27 protein-coding genes and 5 tRNA genes are annotated in these 25,689 nt (G+C 55.0%); 14 read left to right on the top strand and 18 right to left on the bottom strand.

The window, feature by feature from the left end:
* Positions 1–113 precede the first annotated feature (113 nt).
* The 11 genes from csrA to ACQG19_RS19145 all read left to right on the top strand — a co-directional run bounded on the left by csrA (position 114) and on the right by ACQG19_RS19145 (position 5,402).
* Complete coding sequence (csrA, locus tag ACQG19_RS19195; protein ID WP_000906486.1) at positions 114–299, top strand: carbon storage regulator CsrA; 186 nt, start codon at positions 114–116, stop codon at positions 297–299.
* A gap of 343 nt (positions 300–642) precedes the next feature.
* Positions 643–735: transfer RNA gene (locus tag ACQG19_RS19190), tRNA-Ser, on the top strand.
* Positions 736–739: 4 nt separating this feature from the next.
* A tRNA-Arg gene (locus ACQG19_RS19185) sits at positions 740–816 on the top strand.
* A 64-nt stretch (positions 817–880) separates the two neighbouring features.
* Positions 881–957, top strand: a tRNA-Arg gene (locus ACQG19_RS19180).
* Between the two features lie 29 nt (positions 958–986).
* A tRNA-Arg gene (locus ACQG19_RS19175) sits at positions 987–1,063 on the top strand.
* Between the two features lie 29 nt (positions 1,064–1,092).
* Positions 1,093–1,169, top strand: a tRNA-Arg gene (locus tag ACQG19_RS19170).
* A gap of 117 nt (positions 1,170–1,286) precedes the next feature.
* The gene (gene yqaB / locus ACQG19_RS19165; protein WP_020686219.1) at positions 1,287–1,853 is read left to right on the top strand and encodes a fructose-1-phosphate/6-phosphogluconate phosphatase; all 567 of its coding nucleotides are present in this window, start codon (positions 1,287–1,289) and stop codon (positions 1,851–1,853) included.
* A complete protein-coding gene (locus ACQG19_RS19160) occupies positions 1,850–2,278 on the top strand; it encodes a YqaA family protein (protein WP_014833021.1) in 429 nt (142 codons plus the stop codon). Before yqaB ends, ACQG19_RS19160 begins: the two co-directional genes overlap by 4 nt.
* Before the next feature lie 83 nt (positions 2,279–2,361).
* Positions 2,362–3,906: a glutamate--cysteine ligase gene (gene gshA, locus ACQG19_RS19155; protein ID WP_246932383.1), complete on the top strand. Its 1,545-nt coding sequence runs from the start codon at positions 2,362–2,364 to the stop codon at positions 3,904–3,906.
* Positions 3,907–4,059: 153 nt separating this feature from the next.
* Entirely contained in the window at positions 4,060–4,575 is a 516-nt protein-coding gene (luxS, locus tag ACQG19_RS19150) for an S-ribosylhomocysteine lyase (protein WP_013098432.1), read from the top strand.
* A 53-nt stretch (positions 4,576–4,628) separates the two neighbouring features.
* On the top strand, positions 4,629–5,402 hold the full coding sequence (locus tag ACQG19_RS19145; protein ID WP_246932381.1) for an AraC family transcriptional regulator: 774 nt from the start codon (positions 4,629–4,631) through the stop codon (positions 5,400–5,402).
* Here the strand turns inward: ACQG19_RS19145 and leuA are convergent.
* The 14 genes from leuA to ACQG19_RS19075 form a co-directional block, all read right to left on the bottom strand.
* Complete coding sequence (gene leuA / locus ACQG19_RS19140) at positions 5,380–7,035, bottom strand: 2-isopropylmalate synthase (RefSeq protein ID WP_045294779.1); 1,656 nt, start codon at positions 7,033–7,035, stop codon at positions 5,380–5,382. The genes ACQG19_RS19145 and leuA overlap by 23 nt on opposite strands.
* Positions 7,036–7,201: 166 nt before the next feature.
* Positions 7,202–8,749, bottom strand: coding sequence for a multidrug efflux MFS transporter permease subunit EmrB (gene emrB / locus ACQG19_RS19135; protein ID WP_013098429.1), 1,548 nt, complete (start codon positions 8,747–8,749; stop codon positions 7,202–7,204).
* A 16-nt stretch (positions 8,750–8,765) separates the two neighbouring features.
* The gene (gene emrA, locus ACQG19_RS19130; protein WP_013098428.1) at positions 8,766–9,938 is read right to left on the bottom strand and encodes a multidrug efflux MFS transporter periplasmic adaptor subunit EmrA; all 1,173 of its coding nucleotides are present in this window, start codon (positions 9,936–9,938) and stop codon (positions 8,766–8,768) included.
* A gap of 129 nt (positions 9,939–10,067) precedes the next feature.
* Positions 10,068–10,598, bottom strand: coding sequence for a transcriptional repressor MprA (mprA, locus tag ACQG19_RS19125; RefSeq protein ID WP_013098427.1), 531 nt, complete (start codon positions 10,596–10,598; stop codon positions 10,068–10,070).
* Positions 10,599–10,912: 314 nt separating this feature from the next.
* Positions 10,913–12,097, bottom strand: coding sequence for an MFS transporter (locus ACQG19_RS19120; RefSeq protein WP_013098426.1), 1,185 nt, complete (start codon positions 12,095–12,097; stop codon positions 10,913–10,915).
* 172 nt (positions 12,098–12,269) lie between these two features.
* Positions 12,270–13,445, bottom strand: a complete 1,176-nt coding sequence (locus ACQG19_RS19115) for an IS4 family transposase (RefSeq protein ID WP_054442369.1) — start codon at positions 13,443–13,445, stop codon at positions 12,270–12,272.
* 128 nt (positions 13,446–13,573) lie between these two features.
* Positions 13,574–14,569, bottom strand: coding sequence for a glycine betaine/L-proline ABC transporter substrate-binding protein ProX (gene proX / locus ACQG19_RS19110; protein ID WP_045294777.1), 996 nt, complete (start codon positions 14,567–14,569; stop codon positions 13,574–13,576).
* Positions 14,570–14,578: 9 nt separating this feature from the next.
* Entirely contained in the window at positions 14,579–15,643 is a 1,065-nt protein-coding gene (proW, locus tag ACQG19_RS19105) for a glycine betaine/L-proline ABC transporter permease ProW (protein WP_013098424.1), read from the bottom strand.
* Positions 15,636–16,838 carry a glycine betaine/L-proline ABC transporter ATP-binding protein ProV gene (gene proV / locus ACQG19_RS19100; protein ID WP_246932982.1) on the bottom strand — a complete coding sequence of 401 codons (1,203 nt, stop codon included), beginning with the start codon at positions 16,836–16,838 and terminating at the stop codon, positions 15,636–15,638. Before proV ends, proW begins: the two co-directional genes overlap by 8 nt.
* A gap of 333 nt (positions 16,839–17,171) precedes the next feature.
* Positions 17,172–18,131, bottom strand: coding sequence for a class 1b ribonucleoside-diphosphate reductase subunit beta (gene nrdF / locus ACQG19_RS19095; protein ID WP_020684925.1), 960 nt, complete (start codon positions 18,129–18,131; stop codon positions 17,172–17,174).
* Between the two features lie 9 nt (positions 18,132–18,140).
* The gene (gene nrdE, locus ACQG19_RS19090; protein WP_246932980.1) at positions 18,141–20,285 is read right to left on the bottom strand and encodes a class 1b ribonucleoside-diphosphate reductase subunit alpha; all 2,145 of its coding nucleotides are present in this window, start codon (positions 20,283–20,285) and stop codon (positions 18,141–18,143) included.
* Entirely contained in the window at positions 20,258–20,668 is a 411-nt protein-coding gene (gene nrdI / locus ACQG19_RS19085; RefSeq protein ID WP_029883717.1) for a class Ib ribonucleoside-diphosphate reductase assembly flavoprotein NrdI, read from the bottom strand. The genes nrdE and nrdI overlap by 28 nt, the downstream gene beginning before the upstream one ends.
* Positions 20,665–20,904, bottom strand: coding sequence for a glutaredoxin-like protein NrdH (gene nrdH, locus ACQG19_RS19080; protein ID WP_013098419.1), 240 nt, complete (start codon positions 20,902–20,904; stop codon positions 20,665–20,667). Before nrdH ends, nrdI begins: the two co-directional genes overlap by 4 nt.
* Before the next feature lie 243 nt (positions 20,905–21,147).
* Positions 21,148–21,474 carry a DUF883 domain-containing protein gene (locus ACQG19_RS19075; protein WP_029883716.1) on the bottom strand — a complete coding sequence of 109 codons (327 nt, stop codon included), beginning with the start codon at positions 21,472–21,474 and terminating at the stop codon, positions 21,148–21,150.
* 160 nt (positions 21,475–21,634) lie between these two features.
* Here ACQG19_RS19075 and ACQG19_RS19070 point away from each other — a divergent pair, with 160 nt between their 5' ends.
* A complete protein-coding gene (locus ACQG19_RS19070; RefSeq protein ID WP_013098417.1) occupies positions 21,635–21,979 on the top strand; it encodes a DUF2002 family protein in 345 nt (114 codons plus the stop codon).
* A gap of 32 nt (positions 21,980–22,011) precedes the next feature.
* On the opposite strand, the gene alaE is transcribed toward ACQG19_RS19070, so the two are convergent.
* A complete protein-coding gene (gene alaE / locus ACQG19_RS19065; protein ID WP_013098416.1) occupies positions 22,012–22,461 on the bottom strand; it encodes an L-alanine exporter AlaE in 450 nt (149 codons plus the stop codon).
* A gap of 479 nt (positions 22,462–22,940) precedes the next feature.
* Here alaE and stpA point away from each other — a divergent pair, with 479 nt between their 5' ends.
* The gene (gene stpA, locus ACQG19_RS19060) at positions 22,941–23,345 is read left to right on the top strand and encodes a DNA-binding protein StpA (RefSeq protein WP_013098413.1); all 405 of its coding nucleotides are present in this window, start codon (positions 22,941–22,943) and stop codon (positions 23,343–23,345) included.
* Positions 23,346–23,383: 38 nt separating this feature from the next.
* Here stpA and ACQG19_RS19055 read toward each other — a convergent pair whose 3' ends face one another.
* Entirely contained in the window at positions 23,384–23,563 is a 180-nt protein-coding gene (locus tag ACQG19_RS19055) for a hypothetical protein (protein ID WP_023621597.1), read from the bottom strand.
* A 79-nt stretch (positions 23,564–23,642) separates the two neighbouring features.
* On the bottom strand, positions 23,643–24,164 hold the full coding sequence (locus ACQG19_RS19050) for a rhodanese family protein (RefSeq protein ID WP_045901503.1): 522 nt from the start codon (positions 24,162–24,164) through the stop codon (positions 23,643–23,645).
* 178 nt (positions 24,165–24,342) lie between these two features.
* Between ACQG19_RS19050 and ACQG19_RS19045 the strand changes: the two genes are divergently transcribed.
* Positions 24,343–24,501: a YqaE/Pmp3 family membrane protein gene (locus tag ACQG19_RS19045; RefSeq protein ID WP_013098410.1), complete on the top strand. Its 159-nt coding sequence runs from the start codon at positions 24,343–24,345 to the stop codon at positions 24,499–24,501.
* Here ACQG19_RS19045 and ACQG19_RS19040 read toward each other — a convergent pair.
* On the bottom strand, positions 24,498–25,427 hold the full coding sequence (locus tag ACQG19_RS19040; protein WP_020684930.1) for a LysR substrate-binding domain-containing protein: 930 nt from the start codon (positions 25,425–25,427) through the stop codon (positions 24,498–24,500). The genes ACQG19_RS19045 and ACQG19_RS19040 overlap by 4 nt on opposite strands.
* Positions 25,428–25,689: the final 262 nt, after the last annotated feature.

Raw genomic sequence — 25,689 nt, 5'->3', positions numbered from 1 at the left:
GCCGTGACTGCTTACACTTTACGTGTTTGTCATCGCTTACTTTTTGGCGTTATATGATGGATAATGCCGGGATACAAGAGACCCGACTCTTTTAATCTTTCAAGGAGCAAAGAATGCTGATTCTGACTCGTCGAGTTGGTGAGACCCTCATGATTGGGGATGAGGTCACCGTGACAGTTTTAGGGGTAAAGGGTAACCAGGTACGTATTGGTGTTAACGCTCCTAAAGAAGTATCTGTCCACCGTGAAGAGATCTACCAGCGTATCCAGGCTGAAAAATCCCAGCAGTCCAGTTACTGATATTGTCGCGTCTCGCTGTCGGGCGAGACGCAACCCCTCCTGTTATTTTTCCTGCTTAAAGTTACCGTTCGATTTCAATCGCTCTGTTTTTAACCACTCTCGCCAGCTTATCTCGTCCAAACCACACGCTTCTCTTCATAGATTTCTATGAGGATGCCTGCAAAATCCGCTTATAAAACACTCTCTTTGCGGCTTTTACATGCGAATTGCCTGTGATTTGTGCAAACGATAAAAGCTTTTGGAAAATTGTTTGACTTATAAGTCCCAGAAAGTAATATATGCGCCACGCAGCGACGAGAAGCTCTTAACGAGTGGCTCGAAGCACTCGAAAGAGGCGTTGTGTGGTGAGGTGGCCGAGAGGCTGAAGGCGCTCCCCTGCTAAGGGAGTATGCGGTCAAAAGCTGCATCCGGGGTTCGAATCCCCGCCTCACCGCCATTTTGCATCCGTAGCTCAGCTGGATAGAGTACTCGGCTACGAACCGAGCGGTCGGAGGTTCGAATCCTCCCGGATGCACCATCTATTACTTCATATTACTTTAGAAGTGATATGAACATCGAGCAGTACAGTAGTAAATCCCGATGCATCCGTAGCTCAGCTGGATAGAGTACTCGGCTACGAACCGAGCGGTCGGAGGTTCGAATCCTCCCGGATGCACCATTTACTATTTCTGAAAGCAGTACCCTGATGCATCCGTAGCTCAGCTGGATAGAGTACTCGGCTACGAACCGAGCGGTCGGAGGTTCGAATCCTCCCGGATGCACCATTTACTGTTTCTAAAAGCATTTCCCCGATGCATCCGTAGCTCAGCTGGATAGAGTACTCGGCTACGAACCGAGCGGTCGGAGGTTCGAATCCTCCCGGATGCACCATCTTCTCCTGATTTGTTTATTCCTTCGACGTTCCGTCAGCAATCACACTCTCTGTCAGCGACAAAAACGCCCGTTTACGATAAAGTAACCCTTTGTTAATCGGTTAGCGAGAGCACGATGTACGCACAGTATGACGGTTTGATCTTCGATATGGATGGCACGCTTCTGGATACCGAACCCACGCATCGCCAGGCCTGGACGGACGTTCTTGGACGTTACGGTATGCGCTTCGATCTCCAGGCGATGATTGCCCTCAATGGATCTCCTACCTGGCGTATCGCACAGGCCGTGATTGAACTTAATCAGGCCGATCTCGATCCACACCAGCTCGCGCGTGAAAAAACCGATGCAGTCAAAGCTATCCTGCTGGATACCGTGCGTCCTCTGCCGCTTATTGACGTGGTAAAAGAGTGGCACGGACGTCGCCCGATGTCGGTCGGCACGGGCAGCGAAAGCGCCATCGCCGAAGCGCTGCTCAATCATCTTGGCCTGCGCCACTATTTTTCTGCGGTGGTTGCCGCCGACCATGTTAAAAATCACAAACCCGCACCGGACACCTTCCTGCTTTGCGCAGAACGAATGGGTGTGCCGGCGGCAAAATGCGTTGTCTTTGAAGATGCCGACTTTGGCATTCAGGCCGCGCGTGCTGCCGGAATGGATGCGGTGGATGTTCGCTTACTGTGAGTGACGCGCTGTCACTTTTATCGTTATTCGCCAGCAGTTTTTTAAGTGCTACGCTCTTACCGGGTAATTCGGAAGTGGTGCTGGTGGCGATGCTGTTGTCTGGCGTGAGTCAGCCCTGGTTGCTTGTGTTAATAGCAACAATGGGTAATAGCCTTGGAGGGCTGACTAACGTTATTCTTGGGCGTTTCTTTCCGCTGCGTGAAAAATCGCGCTGGCAGGAAAAGGCAGTCGGCTGGCTAAAACGCTATGGCGCTGCCACGCTGTTATTAAGCTGGATGCCTGTAATAGGCGATTTACTGTGTCTGCTGGCGGGATGGATGCGCATCTCCTGGGGGCCGGTGCTCTTTTTTTTGTGCCTTGGCAAGGCGTTGCGCTATGTTCTTGTGGCGTGGGCAACACTACAGGGTATGACGTGGTGGCACTAATTGGTGGAATGAATACGCGACCTTCAATCGTCAACCATTACAATTATGCTGAGTAACATTACTTTGACAGGCGGGAGGTCAATTTGATCCCGGACGTATCACAGGCGCTGGCCTGGCTGGAAAACCACCCTCAGGCACTGAAGGGTATTCAGCGTGGCCTTGAGCGTGAAACGCTGCGCGTAAACGCGGATGGTAGCTTAGCGATGACGGGTCACCCGAAGACGTTAGGCTCGGCGCTGACACATAAATGGATCACTACCGATTTCGCTGAAGCACTGCTGGAATTTATCACTCCGGTGGACGGTGATATTGATCATATGCTGACGATATTGCGCGACATCCATCGCTACACCGCCCGAAATATGGGCGATGAGCGTATGTGGCCGCTCAGCATGCCCTGCTATATCGAGCAGGGGCAGGAGATTGAACTGGCGCAATACGGCACGTCGAATATCGGTCGACTGAAAACGCTGTATCGCGAGGGTCTGAAAAACCGCTACGGCGCGTTGATGCAGACGATCTCAGGCGTACATTACAACTTCTCTTTGCCGATGGCTTTCTGGCAGGCGAAATGCGGTGAAACGGATAAGGACGCGATCTCCGCGGGTTATTTCCGCCTGATCCGCAACTATTACCGTTTTGGCTGGGTTATTCCTTACCTGTTTGGTGCGTCTCCGGCTATATGCTCCTCGTTCCTGCAGGGGAAACCGACGACGCTACCGTTCGAGAAGACCGCGTGCGGAATGTACTACCTGCCGTATGCCACCTCGCTGCGTCTGAGCGACCTTGGCTATACCAATAAATCGCAAAGCAATCTCGGTATTACGTTTAACGAATTGCACGAATATGTGGCAGGATTGAAGCGGGCGATCAAAACCCCGTCGGAAGAGTACGAGAAAATCGGCCTCGAAAAAGACGGCAAACGTCTGCAAATCAACAGCAATGTGCTGCAGATTGAAAACGAACTGTACGCACCGATTCGTCCGAAGCGCGTGACGCGCAGCGGTGAAACCCCGTCGGATGCGCTGCAGCGCGGCGGGATCGAATACATTGAAGTGCGCTCACTGGATATCAACCCGTTCTCACCGGTCGGTGTTGATGAGCAGCAGGTTCGCTTCCTGGATCTGTTTATGGTCTGGTGTGTGCTGGCCGATGCGCCGGAAATGAGTTCAGACGAACTGCTCTGTACCCGCACTAACTGGAACCGCGTGATCCTGGAAGGGCGCAAACCGGGCCTGACGCTGGGTATCGGCTGTGAAACGGCGCAGTTCCCGCTGCCGAAAGTGGGTAAAGATCTGTTCCGCGACCTGAAGCGCGTTGCCCAGACAATGGACAGCCTTTACGGTGGCGAAGCGTATCAACAGGTCTGTGACCAGTTAGTGGAATGCTTTGATAACCCGGAGCTGACATTCTCGGCGCGTATTCTGCGTTCTATGATTGATCAGGGCATCGGCGGAACAGGGCGTGCCCTCTCCGCGGAGTACCGTGAAATGCTGATGCAGGAGCCTTTAGAGATCCTGAGCGAAGCGGATTTTGCGGCGGAGCGCGATGCGTCTGTCGTACGTCAGAAAGAGGTCGAAGCGGCGGATACGGAGTCGTTTGAGGCGTTTCTGGCTAAGCAGGCTTAAGCAGAAAAGAAAAAGGCCACATCGCTGTGGCCAAAATATACATCTCTGAATTCAGGGATGATGATAACAAATGCGCGTCTTTCATATACTCAGACGTGCATTCTGTAGAAGAGTTCAGTTTATTTTAAAAAAAATCACTATCGGAGGTGACGTATGCCGTTATTAGATAGCTTTACTGTCGACCATACCCGTATGGAAGCACCTGCAGTCCGCGTGGCGAAGACCATGAACACCCCGCACGGCGACACGATCACCGTTTTCGATCTGCGCTTCTGCGTGCCGAATAAAGAAGTGATGCCGGAAAAGGGCATTCATACCCTGGAACACCTGTTTGCTGGTTTTATGCGTGACCACCTGAACGGTAACGGCGTGGAGATTATCGATATCTCTCCGATGGGCTGCCGTACCGGTTTTTACATGAGCCTGATCGGCCAGCCTGAAGAGAAGCGTGTTGCTGATGCCTGGAAAGCGGCCATGCAGGACGTGCTGAAGGTAAAAGAGCAGAACCAGATCCCCGAGCTGAACGTCTACCAGTGCGGCACATACCAGATGCACTCTCTGGAAGAAGCCCAGGAGATCGCGCGTCACATCATCGAGCGTGATGTTCGCGTCAACAGCAACGAAGAGCTGGCCCTGCCAAAAGAAAAACTGCAGGAACTGCACATCTAGTGCACCTTTTCCCTCTCCCACCGGGAGAGGGTAGGGTGAGGGTTGTTTAACCCATGACCACAACGTCTACCTTCTCCTTTACCCATCGTCCCCTCGTTCCGTTTGCCCATGATTACGTTCATGGTGACAGCGAGCCGTGGCACCAGCACGACTGTGCCCAGCTGCTGCACACCCTGAGCGGGGTGGTAAGAGTGGATACCGCATCGGGCTGTTGGGTTGTACCGCCGGGCCGTGGCGTCTGGTTGCCAGCAGGAACGCAACACTCGCTTCGCATCACCGGCAACGTGGCGGCGCGTACGCTGTTTATCGATCCGCTGGCGCGGGCCGATCTCCCTGCAACCTGCCAGATCGTGCAGATCTCGTCGCTGTTACGCGAACTGATCCTCGCTTCCCTGCTGCTTGATGAATCTTACTCGCCGGGGAGCCGCGACGAGCGGGTGTATGAGCTGATTCTGGATGAGATCCGTTTGATGCCAGTGCTGCCGTTTCATCTGCCGGAGCCAGAAAGCGAGCCGTTACGCCAGCTTTGCCAGCGGATCCGCCAGGCACCCGGTGAAAGCTGGAGCAGTAGTGAGGCGGCGAGCTGCGCAGGCATGAGCGAGCGCACACTGAACCGTCATTTTCAACAGCAGATCGGTTTACGCTACGCAGAGTGGTTGAGAAGGGCGCGCCTGCTGGAGGCGTTGCAACGGCTGGCTCAGGGGCAGCCCGTGCTACGCGTAGCGCTGGATCTGGGCTACGGTAGCCACAGCGCCTTTACCGCGATGTTTCGCCGGGTGATGGGGACATCACCCAGCGATTACTTCAAAGACAGCTCACCGCATTAAACAGCGCCTGGAGCGAGGCGCGCGCCACGTCACTGTCAATGCCCACTCCCCAACGGCTGCTGCCGTCCTGGAACAGGCAGCGGATGTAAGCCACCGAGCGGCTGTCGCTGCGCTCCCCCAGCGTATGTTCGTGGTAGTCTTTAATCACAAACGGGGTGTTGAGCCAGCGGCTTAACCCACTGGCTGCCGCGGATAACAGCCCGTTGCCCTGGCCTTCAAGCTGGCGCGTTGCGCCCTGCGTCACGACGCTTGCCGTCAAACGTAACTGACCGTCCTGCTGACTGTCGCTGCGATAAGATTGCAGGGCAAAGTGTGGGTCTGCGACCAGCCCGTAGCGGCTGCGAAACAGCTGCCACAGGGCGTGCTGCGTCATCTCTTTACCATGGCGATCGGTCTCCTGCTGCACATGCTGGCTAAAATCCTGCTGCAACGCGCGGGGCAACTTCAGACCATGATTCTGCTCGATGAGCCAGGCGCTGCCGCTTTTCCCGGACTGGCTGTTAACCCTGATCACCGCTTCATACGTGCAGCCGATATCCTGCGGATCGACGGGCAGGTACGGCATCTCCCAGCGCTCGCCCGGTTTGCGGGCATCAAAGCCTTTTTTAATGGCGTCCTGATGCGAGCCCGAGAAGGCGGTATAGGCCAGCCGTCCCGCCCACGGATGGCGCGGGTGTACCGGAAGCTGGTTGCAGGCTTCCACCACTTCTACCACCCGGTTCATATCGCTAAAGTTGAGATTCGGGCTGATCCCCTGGCTGTAGAGATTCATCGCCAGCGTTACCAGGCAGACGTTACCCGTGCGTTCGCCGTTGCCAAACAGACAGCCTTCCACCCGGTCCGCACCCGCCATCACCGCCAGCTCTGCGCTGGCCACGCCGGTGCCGCGGTCATTATGCGGGTGAACGCTGATGCAAACATCGGTGCGACGGCTAAAGTGGCGGCAGAAATACTCAATCTGATCGGCATACACGTTTGGCGTGCTGACCTCCACGGTGGCCGGTAAGTTGATCACCATGGGCCGTTCGGTGCAGGGCTGCCAGATCTCCGCCACCGCTTCACAAATCTCCAGCGCAAACTCGGGCTCGGTAAAGCAGAAGGTCTCCGGGGAGTATTCGTACTGCCAGCGGGTCTCCGGGTTCTCTTCGCACAGCGTGCGGATAAGCCGCGTGGAGCGTGTTGCCAGCTCAACGATTTGCGCTTTCTCCAGGCCGAACACCAGGCGGCGAAACAGCGGGGCGGTGGCGTTATACAGATGGACGGTGGCCTGTTTCGCGCCACGTAACGATTCAAAGGTGCGGACGATCAGGTCTTCTCGTGCCTGGGTTAACACCTGAATTGTGACGTCATCCGGGATGCGATTCTCTTCAATCAACTGGCGAACAAAGTTGAAATCCGTCTGCGACGCAGAAGGAAAGGCAACTTCAATCTCTTTAAACCCGCAGCTTAACAGCAGATCCCAGAACTGCAGCTTGCGCGTGCTGTCCATGGGTTCGGCCAGGGCCTGGTTGCCATCGCGTAAATCGGTTGAGAGCCAGCGCGGGGCATGGGTGATGCGTTGCTCAGGCCAGCGACGGTCGGGAAGAGAAATAACGGGATAAGGCTGGTACTTGTCGGCGGGTGTGTTCAGCATGATGCGCTCCTGTTGTCTTTTCACTATCGTGAATCGATTTCAGGAGCGCTGCTTTATCGGATGTGACAATTGCTGTCGCGTTTTGGACAACAGCGCGGGTTTTGCCGGATGTGCACATATCGTAGGCCCGGTAAGCGAAGCGCCACCGGGCATTTCACGCAGAGGACTAGTGCGCGCCACCCCCTCCACCGCCGGCACCAAACGGCGGTCTGGCAAACCACACCAGCCCCAGCAGGACGATGAAGATCCCCGCGGATATCCAGAAAATCTCGTTAGCCGAGATAATCAGCCCCTGGTTGGTGATCTGCTGGGCAATCCAGCCGGACGCCTGCTGTTCCGTCATGCCCATCCCCTGAAGCTGGCTATACATCTGCTGCGCATTCGGGTTGTACGGATTTACCGCTTCGGTCAGCTGCGCATGGTGCATCGATTCCCGGTTTGTCCACAGCGTGGTGGTGATCGATGTCCCGATGGAGCCCGCTAATGTACGGGTAAAGTTCGACAGGCTCGACGCGGCCGCCAGACGCTCAGGCGGTAAGCCAGACAACGTGATGGTGGTCAGCGGCATAAAGAAGCACGCTACCGCGAAGCCCTGAATAAACTGCGGCCACGCAGAGGCGCCAAAGTCCATCCCCGGTTCAAAGGTATACGCGCGCCAGTAGAAGCACACCGCATACATAATGAAGCTGAAAGTCACCAGCCTGCGCATGTCGAGCTTATGGGCAAAGCGGCCAATGATCGGCGACAGCAGCACCGGGATCACCCCAACAGGCGCAGAGGCCAGACCCGCCCAGGTCGCGGTATAGCCATACACCTCCTGCAGCAGCTGCGGCAGCAGAACAATCGCGCCGAAGTAGAGCATATAGGCGAGGCTGATACACAGACAGCCGATGGTGAAATTTCGCGACTTAAACAGCGAGAGATCGACTATCGGGTTGTCGTCGGTCAGCTCCCAGACAATCAGGAAGCTCAGCGACACCACCGCGACAATGGTCAGGATGATGATCTCCTGCGAGTTGAACCAGTCCAGCTCCTTACCCCGGTCGAGCATGATCTGCAGACTGCCGATACCGAGGATCAGCAGCGCCAGACCAATGCTGTCGATTCGCCGCTGTTCGGTACGGGTCTCACGACCGCGCAGGGATTGCAGCGTCATCAGAACCACAACCGCTCCAATCGGAACGTTGATGAAGAAGATCCAGCCCCAGTGGTAGTTATCGCTGATGTACCCGCCGAGAATCGGTCCGCAGATAGGCGCGACGATCACGGTCATTGACCACAGCGCCAGCGCGACGGAGCGTTTTGCAGGCGGGTAGTTACTCAGCAGCAAACTTTGCGAAAGGGGGATCAGCGGCCCGGCGACAATCCCCTGGATGACGCGGAAGAAAATCAGCATCGTCAGGCTGCTGGACATCCCGCACGCCCAGGAGGCCAGCACAAACGCCACCGTTGACCACAGGAACAACTTCACCTCACCGACGCGCTTCGCCAGCCAGCCGGTAATCGGAATGGAAATGGCGTTTGCCACCCCGAACGAGGTAATGACCCAGGTTCCCTGGCTCAATGACGAGCCAAGGTTCCCGGCGATCGTCGGGATCGCCACGTTTGCGATGGTGGAGTCCAGCACCTGCATGAATGTCGCCAGCGACAGCGCAATGGTCATTATGACCAGCTGCGCGCCTTCCAGCGGTTTTTGCGGCTTTTGCTGTTGCATAACGCTCACCTTCGGATTAACCGGCGTTTGCCTTCACGATGTCATCGATCAGCTTGTTGACCGGATCGAGGCTAATTTCACGGGCGTTACTTTCATAAGCCGGGGTGCTACGTACCTGGCTTGCCAGGATCTGGCCGTCGCGGTTAGCGGTATCCACCGTCACCAGCGTGGAGAGGCCAATACGCAGCGGATGGTCTGCCAGCTGTTTAGGATCAAGCTCGATACGCACAGGCAGACGCTGCACCACTTTGATCCAGTTACCGGTGGCGTTTTGCGCAGGCAGCAGCGAGAAGGCGCTGCCGGTACCCATATCCAGACCCACTACTTTACCGGTGTACTTCACGTCGTCGCCGTAAATGTCGCTGATAACAGTTGCGGTCTGGCCGATACGCATATGGGCAAGCTGCGTCTCTTTGAAGTTCGCATCAACCCACAGATTGTCCGCCGGCACGACCGCCATCAGCGGCGTGGTTGGGCTGATCTGCGCGCCTGGCTGTACGGAACGACGGGAGACGTAGCCGGTCATCGGGCTGACGATTTTGGTACGCTGCAGGGCAAGCCATGCGTTACGCACTTCGGTCGCCGCCTGTTGTACCGCAGGCTGGTTTTCAAGGCTGGTACCGAGAATCATCGCCTGGTTAGCGTTGTACTGCTGAATAGCCACATCCAGCTGCGCCTGGGCGCTGGCAACGGCATCGCGGGCGTGCTGCAGCTCTTCACGTCCAATCAGATTGGCGGTACCGAGCGGCACGCGACGGTTCAAATCGCTCTGCGCCTGGGCGAGTGCGGTTTTCTGCACGTCGATGTTGGCCTGCAGCTGCTTACTGTTGATCATCAGCTGACGGGTCTGACGCACGCTGGAGGCCAGCGCGGTCTGTGCTTTTTCAAACGCCTGTTGAGCGTCGGTCGGATCCAGCGTGACCAGCACATCCCCTTTTTGCACAAAGTCGGTATTGTCAGCCCAGACTTTCGTCACGCTGCCCGACACCTGCGCCATAATTTGTACCTGATTCCCTGCCACGTATGCGTCGTCTGTCTCTTCTGCATGACGCAATACTAAAAACCAATAGATCCCATATGCCACGGCAATAATGATAAAGAGCAAGGTCAACAGAAGAAGGGCGCTCTTACGTTTGCCTTTCTTGTTGGCCGGTTGCTGCGGGGTTGTGTTCTCCGCATTTGCGCTCATTGTTGTTCTCCACGATCTTCTTATTTTCACATCGGCTGAGCCGACCTGTTGTCAGAAAGGCCAGCAGTGTAACGTGCTGGCCTGTCAGTTTTCTTTTATTAAATCTGGATGTTCGAGCGTGTCGTCGCGTTAGCGCAGCGCCTCAAGGATGGCGCCATCTTCATCCATCTGATCCAGACGGGTGAGCAGCTTGCGAGTGATGTGCTCAAGCTGGTCGCGCTCGCTTGTGCTGAGGACAGACCAGAGTTTGTGCAGGCAGTTGTGCTGAGGTGGCAGCACCTCACGCAGGAATTGGTGACCTTTGTCGGTCAGTTGCAAATGCAGGCAACGGCGGTCGTTATCGCTTTCACGGCGTTCAATCCAGCCGCGCTTTTCCAGCTCATCAGCGATACGGGTGGCATTCGTACGGGACGAACCCAGCGCGCAGCTCAGCTCAGACGGCTGAATACTGTGGTTTTCCTGAGACTCCAGCGTAATCAACGCCATAAATAACGTCTCGTTAATCCCCTGAGCTTTCAGCATCTTATTACGATTATCCAGCAGTTTCCCCTGCATGTGCATGCACAGGCGGGTCAGCAGGATTTCCTGATACGGGAAGTCCTCATGACGACTGGCGCGGAATTTAAGCATTTGTTCAATGGGCGTAAACGAACTATCCATTTGGGCATAACCTCATTAATTACAGCCGATATAGTAACGACAGTGACAAATAATGTAAATGAATTATTTGTGCGGTTAAATCCGCCAAACTAATGTCACTATCAGAAAGCGCCGGGTAAGTCCGTGACCCGGTGAGCACAGAAAGAGAGAGGGATGAACCCGCGGAAGAGAGGATGTGAGGACAGGGGTCTGAACTATTCATGCCGTTTGAAAATATGTCACCCACATTAAAATTTCTGGGATAAATGATTACGTTTACATTAACAGAGTGAGGGGCCCCTTTACACCCTAAGAGGCCCAAAGCTATGTAAAACTTAGTGAATGGCTTCCTGACGATGGTATCCGCGCCACCATACTACCAGGTTTAGCGCGGCGACAACGGCTCCTGTCGCGCACACGCCTGTCCACCCGCCATGCTGCCACGCCGAGGCGGAAATTAACGAGCCCGCAGCACCACCAATGAAGTAGCTGGTCATGTACCCGGCAGTAAGACGGTTTCGCGCGTCTGGCTTCACGCGGTAAATCACGGTCTGGTTAGTGATATGCACGCCCTGTACGGTGAGGTCGAGCACCAGAATGCCGACGATCAGCGCCAGCACGGAGGTATGACCGTACCAGATGGCCGCCCAGGAGAGCAGAAGCAGCACCAGTCCCGCGCTGGTGGTCATGTGAGATTTGCCCTTATCGGCCAGCCCGCCTGCCGGACGCGCGCCGAGCGCCCCCGCCGCACCGGCCAGACCAAACAGACCAATCACCCCTTCGGAATAGTTAAATGGCGGTGCAGCCAGCAGAAAGGCCATCGACGTCCATAGGATGCTGAAGTTGGCGAAGGTGAAACATCCCAGCAGCGCGCGGGTGCGCAGGAGTTTATCCCGGGTAAAGAGGCTGAACACGGAGGCCAGAAGCTGAGGATAGTTCAGGTGATTTTCCTGCTTCACCTTCGGCAAGCCGCGCCAGAGCGCGAGCGCCATCACCACCATCAGCACGCTTGCCACCCAGTAGACGGTACGCCAGCCGCCAAGGCTGGCCAGCAGACCTGCTACGGTACGTGCCAGCAGTATCCCCAGCAGCAGGCCGCTCATGATAGTGCCCACCACTTTGCCGCGCTTTTCCGGTGCGGCGAGGGTGGCGGCCAGTGGAACCAGAATTTGCGCCACCACGGAGAACAGACCCGTCAGCGCGGTGCCGATAATCATCATTGTTAAAGAGTGGCTGCTGGCGGTGATCAGCATGCCGCCTGCGGCCAGCAGGGTCATGGAGACAATCAGCATCCGGCGCTCAAACATGTCGCCGAGCGGCACCAGGAACAGCAGCCCGGCGGCATAGCCGAGCTGCGCGGCGGTGACAATAAAGCCTGCCGAGCTGGCAGAAAGGTTAAACGCCCGGGCGATGGTATCGAGCAGAGGTTGAGCGTAGTAGTTACTGGCGACCGCCAGACCCGTTGCCACGGACATTAAAAGAATAAGCGCGGGGCTAAGCCCCTGAGATGTTTTTGTCATGGGTTTCAGAAATCATTAGTTAAGTGATTATTTTTCCAGAAACAATAATAACCAATGATTGTGAAGGATGGGGGATTGTTGGGTGATGGATTGTGCGGTTTAGGGGATGGTGCGGTCTGATGCCCTCACCCTAACCCTCTCCCACAGGGCTGAGGGATCCCCAGTAATATGGTCATGTCACCATGACCATATTACTGTACTCTTTTCCCAGCTTTTTCATCTCGTTAACTATATTCAGGCGTCTTACTTTCCCGGGCTCATGCCGGATGACTTCTTCTGCCAGACTCAGGTATGACAGAACCCGTCTGTGCCTGATGCTGCTTGCCTGATAGTGCCAGTGTAAACACTGCCTTTCTGCCCTGTAACCTGCCAGCCACATCACCAGGCTTGCCATTGCCGCGACCATATTCAGCACTTCCAGTCGCCCTTTTCCCTGACTCCGGCTCAGCCTCAGACCGAACCCGAAGCGTGGACTTTTGTCGTCCCGGAAGTTTTGTTCTATCTGCATTCTGCGGCTGTACAGGGCCATTATCTGGTGCGGCTCCAGTCCCTCTGCATTACTGAACAGCAGCCAGGGCTCCCGCGCGCTACTGCGGTGTTCCCGCTGTGTTTTCGGCATCCCCCCTTTTCCCTGACGCCCTGCGTCAGGGCGCTTATGCAGATAGAACCGGCCGTAACAGGGCGTTCGTGGTTTACGGGACAGGACACCGTAACCCACGCAGACCGGTTGTCCGGTAGCCTCAAGCTCACTGATTTTCATCCATTTTTTATCTCCGTCCAGCCGGAAGCTGATGCAGCCCCTGACCCTGCCGGTGAAGCTCCAGCCCAGCTGGCTGACATGCCGGAACCAGTCTGTCCGGAAGCCTGCATCCGTAATGATGGTGACGGCTTTATCTTTCGGGATGGCATCATGCAGGCGGTCAAGGAAGCGGCACTGTACATCGCTGTTCTGCGCCAGCTCTGCGGGGACAACCTCACTCATAAGCGGCAGTGAGCGACCATTACAGACCAGGCTTGCCCGCAGAAGATACCAGTTCCTGTCATGCCAGCCTGTCCAGTCGACAGCAATCACACAGAAGGGCATCAGGGAGGTGATGGTATGTGTGAGCAGGTGCTGAATACGGGGAATATCCCGGTGAAGGGCGGTATTACCCAGGGCACGGTCAACACGTTTAATTTTATTTTTGACGTGCGCCCTGCCGGGAAGAGAGCGACCAAGGCTGGTCAGGGTCAGATCCGCACCGTGCGTGAGGGCAACGGCCATGGAAACAAGGACATTAATCCGGAAGCTGTGAACGTCCGGTAAAGACGCGGAGAAAAATTTCTGGCAGACTGTCTGTAAAGGCACGATGAGGTCTCTTCTGATTTGTTAGCGCAACCAGTAGATCACACTTCATCGTGCTTTTCATTTTTCTGGGGAACCCTCAGCCCACAGGGAGAGGGAACGATTAAGAGAGCCGGGGTGAGGGGAAAAACTTACTTCTGCGCCTCAAGCGCTTCCTTCACCCAGCCATCAAACTGCTGCTGGTGGGCTTTAATCCAGCCGTCAACGTGGCCCTTCACATCCGCCTCAGACGATTTGCCCGCGTGCATCATCGCATTCTGGGCGTTGATGTCCGCCAGCGGCAGCTTCATTACCGAGAACAGTTTGGCGGCGGCCGGGTTTTTCTCCGCCCAGGCTTTGTTGGCGACGATATGCATCGTATTCACCGGGAAGCCGTAGTTCATGCCGTTCGGCAGTTTGGTGTCGATATCTTTCTGCTCGCCCGGCAGGGAGGAGAACGGTACCTGCAGCCACACCACATCTTTACCCGGCTTCAGCACGTCGCTCACCCAGTACGGGGTCCAGGTGTAATAAATCACCGGTTTACCCTCTTTAAAGCGGGCGATGGTGTCGGCCATCATCGCTGAGTAGTTGCCGTGGCTCACGTCGACGGTTTTCGCCAGACCGTACGCTTTGTTCTGGTGGTTAATCACCGCTTCACAACCCCAGCCCGGCGAGCAGCCCATCATATCGGCTTTGCCGTCGCCGTTAGTGTCGAACAGTTTGGCGATCTTCGGATCTTTTAGCTGCTCAATATTGGTGATGTGGTACTGGTCGGCGGTTTTCTTGTCGATCAGATAACCCTGCGCCGCACCGGTCACGAAGGTGCCTTCACGGTAGAACTTCTTATCACCGCCAGCCGCGGCGTACATATCGTCGTGCAGCGGCTGCCAGTTGACGGCAGTGAAGGTCGCATCACCGGAGGCAATCGAGGTGTAGCCGACGTTGTAATCCACTTCGCTCGGCGTACTGACCGTATAACCCAGCTTCTCCAGCGCGCGGCTGACGATAAGCGTCTGGAAGCTCTCTTCCGAAATGGTGCTCTGCACCGGCTGCACGGTAATGCCTTTACCCGGCAGGTCCGCGGCGAATGCGCTGGTGGAGACAAGGGTGGCAAACGCTGTGGCAAAAAGTACCTTATGTCGCATCGTTGTTCCTTATTTTCTGAATGGGCGGGTGAGTAACCCGACAGGGCCGGTGGTATACCAGCGACGGTTGCCGCGACTGCGTGAATCACGACCGACAGCCTGGGTCAGGCGGTCAAGGATAATGGCGAGGATCACAATGCCCACGCCGCCGACGGTCGCCAGCCCCATATCGAGGCGGCCAATACCGCGCAATACCATTTGACCCAGCCCGCCAACGGCAATCATCGAGGCGATCACCACCATCGAGAGCGCCAGCATCAGCGTCTGGTTAACCCCCGCCATGATGGTAGGCATTGCCAGCGGGAGCTGAACTTTAAACAGCATCTGCCGCGGGCTGGCACCGAACGAACGGGAGGCCTCAATCAGATCCGCAGGCACCTGGTTAATCCCGAGTATTGTCAGACGAATAATCGGCGGCAGGGCGAAGATAATGGTCACCACCACGCCCGGCACGTTGCCGATACCGAACAGCATCACGATGGGCACCAGATAAACGAACGCTGGCGTGGTTTGCATCGCATCCAGCAGCGGACGAACGATCTTCGCCGCCCGTGGACTGCGCGCCAGCCAGATCCCCGTAGGCAATCCAATGACAATGCAGAAGAGCAGGGCGGTCAGCACCAGCGCCAGGGTGATCATCGCCTGCGACCACGCGCCAATGGCACCAATCGCAATCAACGAGATCAGCGTGGCGATCCCCATACCTGCACTACCAAACTGCCAGGCGATCAGCGAGAACAGCACAATCGCCACCGGCGCGGGCATGCCCAGCATCAGCTGCTGGAAGCCGTTGAGGATGTAATCCACCGGAACGCGGATCCCCTGGAAGACGGGACGGAAATGGGTAACCACCCAGTCGATCCCCTCCGTTACCCAGCTGTCCAGAGGGATCAGCGTTTTGTGGAACGGATCCATAATATTGAAATGTTCTGGTGCCGGTGCTGGCGCATTATTGAGCCAGTCTGCCGCGCCACCGCCATCGGCCGGTGCTGGCGTGGAACCCCACGCATCGGCAGATTGCGCAGCGCTGTCTGCTGCCTCTGTGGTGCCCCACGGGTTAGATTGATCAGCCATGGTTTGCCCCCTCGCGATCTAAAGCCTGCAGCAACATCCGTTTTGAGATGATGCCGACGTACTGTTGTTCTTCCCCAATAATCGGCACGGCACAGGGTGCCTGGCCGACGTGAGAGAGCAACTCGCTGAGCGGCGTTTCGGCATCCACGGCAAGCGGAGCGTCAATTAACGCCGCATCAATTCCCTGGTTTTCGCTGAGCGCGGTTTTGAGAGAATCGATGGAGACAACGCCGACAAATTTATTGCCGCGTTCAACCAGATAACCGTATTCACGGTCTTCGTCCTGCAGAAGCTTAAGGGCAGAGCGCGGACCGAAACCTGGCGTTTTACGAATAATGCCGTTCGGGGTACGACGGGCAATATCTTTGGCGCTAAACACCTGGCTAATATCCACGCCGCGGAAGAAGGTCCGCACATAATCATTTGCCGGATTATTCAGAATTTCATCCGGTGTACCGACCTGCACCACTTCGCCATTTTGCATAATGGCAATGCGGTCGCCAATACGCATGGCTTCATCGAGATCGTGAGAAATAAAGACAATGGTGCGCTGGTGTCTGGCCTGTAATTTTACCAGCTCATCCTGCATCTCGGTGCGAATTAAGGGATCAAGCGCCGAGAAGGCTTCATCCATTAATAAAATATCGGGATTAATGGCTAATGCGCGGGCTAAACCTACACGCTGACGCATGCCGCCGGAAAGCTCATCCGGATACGCATGGGCATAATTTTCCAGCCCCACCTGGCGCAATGCATCAAGCGCTTTTTCCTGACGTTCGCTGGCGGCAACGCCCGCTAATTCCATACCAAAGGCGGTATTATCCAGTACCGTCATATGCGGCATCAGGGCGAACGACTGGAAGACCATCGCAATCTTTTTTCTGCGCACCTCGCGGAGTTCGGCATCTGATATTTGGGCAATGTCTACACCATCAATCAGGACCTGCCCACGGGTGGGTTCAATCAGGCGATTGAGAAGGCGAACCATAGTGGATTTACCCGAACCGGATAACCCCATGATGACAAAAATCTCGCCTTCTTCAATGGCCAGACTGGCGTCTTTAACGCCAAGCGATAGCCCGGTTTTTTCCAGAATTTGCTCTTTCGAAAGGCCTTTTTCAATATATTTGAATGCGCGCTGCGGATGCTCGCCAAATATTTTATAAAGATTCTTCACTTCTAATTTAATTGCCATGCAATAGAGAGTGTCCTGTTATTTGTTTATGTCGATATGATTACCATGGTAAATTGTTAACGGGCATAACCCTAACATACTCAGATTCTGAGGCAACCCTGGGTTTGCTTATGGGTTGAATTTTGCAGTAAGCGAAACGGCTGAATTTCCCATGAGTAAAGGGCTGAGCGCGATCTGAATTTTTGTGAATTTTTTGCTGCGCCATCGGGGGAATTCGCCTGGAACGGAGTGATTCAGGCGAATATGTCGTGGAGATGACAGTGTAGCTGAAGGTGAAATATCCGGAAGGAAATTGGAATATTTATATTTAATTAATGAACGTTAAGGCGCTCATTAAAAATCCCAGTCCTCATCTTCTGTTTCCACCGCTTTACCCATCACATACGATGAGCCGGACCCGGAAAAGAAGTCGTGGTTTTCGTCAGCGTTGGGGGAGAGCGCCGCCAGAATTGCCGGGTTCACGTCGGCCATTTCCGGCGGGAACAACGCCTCGTAGCCGAGGTTCATCAGCGCCTTATTGGCGTTGTAACAGAGGAAGGCTTTTACCTCCTCTTCCCAGCCGGTTCCGGCGTAGAGCTCTTCGGTATAGCTCAGTTCGTTATCATAGAGATCCATCAGCAAATCAAGGGCAAATCCTTTTAGCTCCTCGCGTCTGGCATCACTGACTTTCTCCAGCCCTTTCTGGTACTTATAGCCGATGTAATACCCGTGCACCGCTTCATCCCGGATAATGAGGCGAATGAGATCGGCGGTGTTGGTGAGTTTGCCGCGGCTCGACCAGTACATCGGCAGCCAGAAGCCGGAGTAGAAGAGGAATGATTCCAGAAACACGCTGGCGATTTTCTTCTTCAGCGGCTCATCGGCCTGATAATAATCCAGCACCAGGTTGGCCTTGCGCTGCAGTGACTCGCTCTCTTCACTCCAGCTGTAGGCCGCATCCACATCTTTGGTCTGGCACAGCGTCGAGAAGATCGAGCTGTAAGAGCGGGCGTGCACCGCTTCCATAAAGCTGATGTTCGACATCACCGCCTCTTCGTGCGGCGTCAGCGCATCGGCCATCAGCGCGGGGGCGCCAACGGTATTCTGGATGGTGTCCAGCAGCGTCAGACCGGTAAAGACGCGAATTGTCAGCTGCTGCTCGGCATGACTCAGGGTTTGCCAGGCCGGAATATCGTTAGAAAGCGGCACTTTTTCCGGCAGCCAGAAGTTGCTCGTCAGGCGGTTCCACACCTCCAGGTCCTTATCATCCTGAATGTGGTTCCAGTTAATCGCACTCACGCGTGACAGTTTCATCCTTTCTCCTTACAGCGCGCAGGACACGCAGCCTTCGATTTCGGTGCCTTCCAGCGCAAGCTGGCGCAGGCGAATGTAATAGAGCGTTTTAATGCCTTTCTTCCAGGCATAAATCTGTGCTTTGTTGATATCCCGCGTGGTGGCCGTGTCCGGGAAGAAGAGCGTCAGCGACAGGCCCTGATCCACGTGTCGGGTTGCTTCGGCGTAGGTATCGATGATTTTTTCCGGGCCAATTTCATACGCGTCCTGATACAGCGCCAGGTTTTCATTTGTCATAAACGGGGCGGGGTAGTAGACGCGCCCGGTTTTGCCCTCCTTGCGGATCTCAATTTTCGACACAATCGGGTGAATGCTCGACGTGGCGTGATTGATATAGGAGATAGAGCCGGTGGGCGGCACCGCCTGCAGGTTCTGGTTATAGATGCCGTGGCGCATCACATCGTCACGCAGCTGCTGCCACATTTCGCGCGTGGGCAGAACGACCCCGGCGCGGGCAAACAACGCGCGCACTTTCTCCGTTTTCGGCTGCCAGTCGCCCTCCAGGTACTGACTGAAATATTCCCCGCTGGCATAGCGCGACTGCTCAAAGCCCGCGAAGCGCTGGTTGCGCTCGCGCGCCAGCATCATAGAGGTGTGCAACGCATGCCAGGTGATGGTGTAAAAATAGAGGTTGGTGAAATCCAGCCCTTCCGGGCTGCCGTAGGCGATGCCTTCCCGCGCCAGATAGCCGTGCAGGTTCATCTGGCCCAGGCCGATGGCGTGCGACGCGGCGTTGCCTGCCTCAATGGACGGCACGCTGCGGATATGACTCATGTCTGATACTGCCGTCAGGCCGCGAACTGCCGTGTCGACCGTACGGCCAAAATCAGGTGAATCCATGGTGTGGGCAATATTCAGCGACCCGAGGTTGCAGGAGATATCTTTGCCGATGTCGGCGTAGTCCAGATTCTCGTCATAAGTGGACGCGCTGTTGACCTGCAAAATCTCCGAACAGAGGTTGCTCATGTTGATGCGCCCGGCAATCGGGTTCGCACGGTTTACCGTGTCTTCATACATGATATACGGGTAGCCGGACTCAAACTGAATTTCGGCAAGCCGCTGGAAGAAATCGCGGGCGTTGATGTATTTTTTGCGAATGCGATCGTCGGCAACCAGCTCGTCGTAAAGCTCGCTTATCGCCACGTCGCCAAACGCTTTGCCGTAAATTCGCTCGATGTCATACGGCGAGAACAGCGCCATGTCGGCATTCTCTTTGGCGAGCTTAAAGGTGATATCCGGGATTACCACGCCGAGCGACAGGGTTTTGATACGGATTTTTTCGTCGGCGTTTTCGCGTTTGGTATCCAGAAAACGTAGAATGTCCGGGTGGTGGGCGTGCAGGTAGACCGCCCCGGCCCCCTGACGCGCGCCAAGCTGGTTGGCGTAGGAGAAGGCATCTTCCAGCATCTTCATCACCGGGATCACGCCGGATGACTGGTTCTCAATGCGCTTAATTGGCGCACCCGCTTCACGCAGGTTAGACAGTAAAAACGCCACGCCGCCGCCGCGTTTGGACAGCTGCAGCGCCGAATTTACCGCGCGGCCAATCGACTCCATATTGTCTTCTATACGCAGCAGGAAACAGGAGACCAGCTCGCCGCGCTGGGCCTTGCCGCAGTTAAGGAAGGTCGGGGTGGCCGGCTGGAAGCGCCCGGAGAGGATCTCTTCCATCAGCTGTTCAGCCAGGGCTTCATCGCCCTGGGCCAGGGTCAGCGCCACCATCACCACGCGATCCTCAAAGCTTTCAAGGTAGCGTTTGCCGTCAAAGGTTTTCAGGGTGTAGCTGGTGTAATACTTCCAGGCGCCCAGAAACGTCTGGAACCGAAAACCGCTGGCGTGGGCCCGCTCAAATAACCTGACCACAAAGGCGCGGTTGTAACGGGAGAGCACGCGTTCTTCGTAATACCCTTCGTTGACCAGGTAGTCGAGACGCTCATCCTGGCTGGCGAACGTCACGCTGTTTGGACGGACGTGGGCGGCCAAAAAGGCGTCCACGGCGTCATGATCTTTACCAAACTGGATGCGCCCCTCGCGATCGTAGAGGTTAAGCATCGCGTTTAAGGCGTGGTAGTCCGGTGTCGCCTGCATTACGCGTTCTGCGGTTGTCGTTGCCAAAATTCGTTCACTCCTTTACGCACGTTCTCTACGTCCTGCTGTGTCCCCATCAGTTCAAAGCGATAGAGATACGGCACGCCGCATTTTTGAGAGATGACATCCCCGGCGCGACCAAAGGCGTCGCCGAAATTACGATTGCCCGCCGCAATCACGCCGCGAATAAGCGCGCGGTTATGGGGATCGTTGAGAAAGCGGATCACCTGACGCGGTACCGCACCTGCCGTACCGCCGCCGCCATAGCTGGGAACCACCAGAATGTAAGGGTCGTCTACCTGAATACGCTCCCGCTCGTTGAGCGGAATGCGCACCGCAGGCAGCCCGACGCGCTCAATAAAGCGGAGCGTGTTTTCCGAGCTGCTGGAGAAGTAGACCAGCCCACTCATGCCCTTGCGGCCTGCGCGGCGAGGCGGTTAATCATGTCCGGGCGAAAGCCAGACCAGCTGGTTTCCCCGGCGACCACCACTGGCAGCTGGCGAAATCCCTGGGCACGCAGAGTATCGGCAGCCTCGGGCACCAGATCGATATTCACCATCTCAAAGTCCACCCCGCGGCTTTCCATAGCGCGTTTGGTCGCGTGGCACTGAACACAATCGTTACGAGTGTAAATAATAATGCTCATGATTCGTATTTCCATTTAAAATGAGAGAACGGCGCGAAGCATCGCGTCAGGTTGTGTGTGTCTTGCTAAAGGGAATACTAGATGTAGTTGTGCTAAGTTTCAACCATACAAGATATGGGAAATTCAGATTGATGGCGCCCCAATGATGAGCACAGCGGGGCAGGGCAGGCTGCACGGGTTTTTCAGGCTTTCAGGCAAAGAAAAGCCCCGGCGCCAGAGGCAACCGGGGCTGATAACGTGTGCTTACTTACGCAGGCTAAGCAGGGCGCCAACAAAAATACCCACCGCCGCGACCGTACCCAGGGTACACAGCGGTTTTTCACGAACGAAGGTGGTGGCGCAACTTGCCATGTCGCAGGCAGCCTGGGTGGCACGAGAGCGGCCATGCATCCGGGCGCGTGTTTCACGCAGCAGAGACTGAGCCTTACGTTTTGCGGCCTCCGCATCGTCCTTCGCATCGGAGCCCCAGGATTTCAGCACCTCCTCCAGCGTGTCCGCTAATCTGCTGACATCATTACGAATATCCTGAGCGTCGTCGTTAATATCGTTTTGGTTCGGTCTGTTAAACATACGATCCTCCATAATTTTGTCTTCCGGTTTAGTTTAGTTCAGAAATTTAATATCTGAAGCGAGTCACGACTCATCAGGCCGTTTATGGAATATTCTGAAAGCCCTGCTAATGCTGAATACTGTAAGGTTGCCGGGCAGGAAAAGATAACGAGGAAAAGATATGTATTTACGACCGGATGAGGTGGCGCGCGTTCTTGAAAAAGCGGGATTCACCATGGATGAAGTGACGCCAAAAGCGTATGGCTATCGCCGTGGCGAGAATTATGTTTACGTGAATCGTGAAGCCAGAATGGGGCGTACCGCTCTTATTATTCACCCGACGCTGAAAGACAGAAGTCTGTCATTTGCTGAGCCTGCCTCGGATATTAAAACCTGCGATCACTACCAGCAATTTCCGCTCTATTTAGGCGGCGAGACGCACGAGCATTATGGTATTCCGCATGGTTTTAGCTCGCGTATGGCGCTGGAGCGGTTTCTGAAGGGACTGTTTGGCGACGCACAATAATACTGCGACTGGCATACGCCAGTCGCTTCATATCAGGCTTTTGCCTGGCTGTACTGGCTGACCCTGAACAGGCGACGACAGTAGTCGAGGAAATAGCCATACACCGCGCCCATCAACATCGAAATCACGATATTTGAGCTCACCGCTGCGGCAATCTGATGCCAGTCTGCCCCCACCGTCAACAGGATCGCCACATACACCGGCGACTGAAACGTCACATAGGCCAGCACATCCGCCAGGTTTTTCATCCAGCCAGACGGGCTGATGCGGCGGGCGAAGCGCATCACGGCATCACGGTATAAGCCATAAGGCCAGGCGATAATAATGTTCACCGGGATCGCTACCAGACGCGAAGAAAGTGACTGCTCGAAGGTCATTCCGGAGAGGAATATTTCAATCAGCATGTTCACGACGGAACAGTAGACAACCATCGCGAAAGTATCCGCTACCGCGTGGCGCAGGCGAGATTGCGGTGAGAACATGGCTGAGCTCCTTGAGACGCACAAAAGTAATGATCTTAGTGATTTGGATTGGTTTGGTTGACGTGTATAGCGTATCCTTCTGGCTTTAAACTAACAACTAGTGTTAAATTTTTATTTATTCGCGTTTTTTCCACAAAATACTCTAAAGATGATGGTTTTTTGCTCGCTTCGTTATTTTCTTTCTCGTCCTGTTTTTTGATGCGCAAAATCAACAAGTTGCTTGCAATGCGTGGGCGGCGACCGTGCGACACGCAGCGCGCAGCGTACCCTCCTGTGATTTGCCTTAAAACCGACCGTTTATGTTGTTATGAATGTTTATTAAAAGCAGCGCGACAACGCGATATACGGATAATATAAGCGGCGTCTTTAAAAATATTTACAATAATGACAAAAAGCGTCGATGGGTGGATATTATGTTTGAAATGAATTATTCTTCGCTTTGATTTTACGACTCACCACAAAAAAGGTTTTCAAATAATATGTCTTTGACGTTACAGAATCTTAATAATATCCGAACTCTGCGCGCCATGGCGCGTGAATTATCCCTGGACGTTCTTGAGGAAATGCTGGAAAAAGTCAGGGTCGTTGCTGAAGAGAAACGTAGTGAGCAGGCGGAATTAGAGCAACAGCGCGCTGAGCAGCAGGAAAAAATTAATGCTCTGCTGGAACGGATGAAAGCCGATGGTATTTCACCGTCCGATCTGCTGGGTGTAGAGCTGGCGCATGCGGGTAAATCGGCGAAAAAACGTAAGCCGCGTGAAGCAAAATATCGCTTTATTGACCAGAACGGTGAAGAGAAAACGTGGACCGGTCAGGGCCGCACGCCGAAGCCTATTGCCAATGCGCTGGAAAACGGCAAATCACTGGATGATTTTCTGATCTAATGCGTGAGCCGGGCGGAAGACTCCGCCCGGTTGTCTGTTTAGCAGACGCCAAAATCACCGTCTTCGGTGTACAGCGCAACATCCGCTGCTTTCAGGGTATATTTCTCGCCCTGCTCATTGCTGGCCTGAACGGCCACAATGCTATCCCCATTCACTTCGAGCACTTTCAGTTTCGGGCCGCCCTGACGCGGTTGCACATAATCACCGACAGAAAACATAGAACCTCCTCATCGTTTTAGCGATCTTCACTGTAGCCCACGTCACACGCCGGGTACAGCAGGGTTCATCGATTACTGCTTATGAGGTATGTCTGTTCCACGGCATCACCCTGAGCAGTCTTGCCATGCCGCAAAATCCGGTCAGGCCAGCAAACAGAAGCCCGGCCCCGACAAAACCGCTCAGCAGGAAGAAGCCGCTGGAGAGCGTATAGCCCAGCACCACGCCGCACAGAATCAGCAGCCCGGCAGCAATTTGCACCTGACGCATCAGCGGCAGCGGCTGGGATTTATCTTCTACGGTCGGCAGTCCGGCCTGTTTCCAGCCCTGAATACCGCCCTCGACCACCAAGGCCTGAGCAGGCGACGCCGCCTGGGCAAGACGTGCGGCATTGTTTGATGTTCTGGCCCCGGACTGGCAGTGAAAAATCACCGTTTCACCCGCCCCGGCGTTCAGTGCGCCGGGTAAGGTGTCCAGCGGCACGGACTGTGCGGCGGGAATATGCTCGCGGGCATATTCGTCAGGATCGCGAATATCAATCAGCTTTGCGCCGTCATCAATAAGCGCGTTTGCCTGCTGTGGCGTAATCAGAGGAAGAGACATGGTGTTTCCTTACAGTCGTGTTTTATGTAGTAGAGCATTTAAAGAAGGATTTAAGCCAGTGTAAAGAGGGTAAAGGCAGGTAAAAGCGCGCCAGCCGAATGGCAGTTACCCGTAAACTGGCTACGCTTAGAGATGTCTCTTTTATAATTTTCAATTGGTTAGCTTGCACGGAGTCTTTATGGGTTTTTGGCGTGTTGTTTTTACGATTATTCTCCCGCCGCTGGGCGTACTGCTTGGCAAGGGACTGGGCTGGGCGTTTATCCTGAATATCCTTCTGACCATACTGGGCTACTTCCCTGGACTTATCCACGCGTTTTGGGTTCAGACAAGAAACTAGGTGCGCCACAGTAAGTCGCTGTAGATCCCGGTCAGTACGCCCTGCGGGCCGAACTGCTGTTTGATCCAGCGCGTGACCTGGCCGGTCGCCGCATGCTGCGTGGCAAGCAGCATGCGCGAATCCTGACGCGGGTTATTGATGCGTCGTGTCACCAGCAGCCCGTCCGCTACGGCCTCCCGGGCCATGTATTCCGGTAAAAAACCGATCCCTTCCCCCAGAATCTGACACTGGCATTTGGTGTTAAAATCCGGCACCAGAATCGCCTCCTGCCCGTGCAGCAGCCAGCCGACCTTCTTATTAATGGTGTGCGCGGTGTCCTCCACCATGATGTTCGGGTAGAGGCGCAGCTGGCTTTCCGCGATCGGTTCCGGGACAAACGCCAGCGGGTGTTCCGGCGCGATGGCGAATACCCAGCGAATAGCGCCAATCTCCGTATAATCAATGCCGCCGCCGTCAAGAAGCGTATCCGGCGCGCCAATCGCGATATTGGCCTGGTTATTGATGATTGAGTCCCAGACGCCGTTATAGACCTCCGTGGTGACGGTGATCTGGCAGGTGGGAAACTGCTTTTTCAGCACCTGCAGCAGCCGCGCGGTATGGCGTGGGGTATACAAAAGCTGATTGATGCAGATGCGTACCCGCGCCTCGATGCCCTGAGAGATGGTGTCTATCCCGCGCCTGATGGCATAGAAATCGTTCAGCAGATCGGTAGCCTTGCGGTAAAAGTAAAAGCCGGACTCGGTCAACTCAATGCTGCGGGTGTTACGCACAAACAGCACCACGTCCAGCCCGGTCTCCATTCGTTTGATGGTGTAACTGATGGCCGACGTGGTCACACCCAGCTCGGCGGCGGCTTTGCTGAAACTGCCAAAACGCGCCGCCGTGGTGAAGGCCAGCAGATTCTCTTCAGTAAAGATGGAATTCATATTACGGCTCCGGGTTACCATCAGTTTTGAACATATTTTAACAGCGGCGCAACAACGCATTTGACGGCGGTCACAGTTCTGATGTTTAGCTACAAGCCTTGTTATGCAAGGCTTCTTTGGTCATAAGGAAAATGCCGTGAATGGCCTGAAAAAACGCTTACCCATAAGAAAAAGGTTGCACAGACGCACGTTTTGGCTGAACCGTTGAATTTAACTCAACAATGAATTGACTGTCGATGAATGATTTTTAAGCGGATTCTTT

This window comes from Enterobacter cloacae complex sp. 277I4, assembly GCF_050031465.1.
Lineage (GTDB): Bacteria > Pseudomonadota > Gammaproteobacteria > Enterobacterales > Enterobacteriaceae > Enterobacter > Enterobacter cloacae.
The sequence above is the reverse complement of the archived record's forward strand: the minus strand, read 5'-3'. Positions and strand labels throughout refer to the sequence as shown.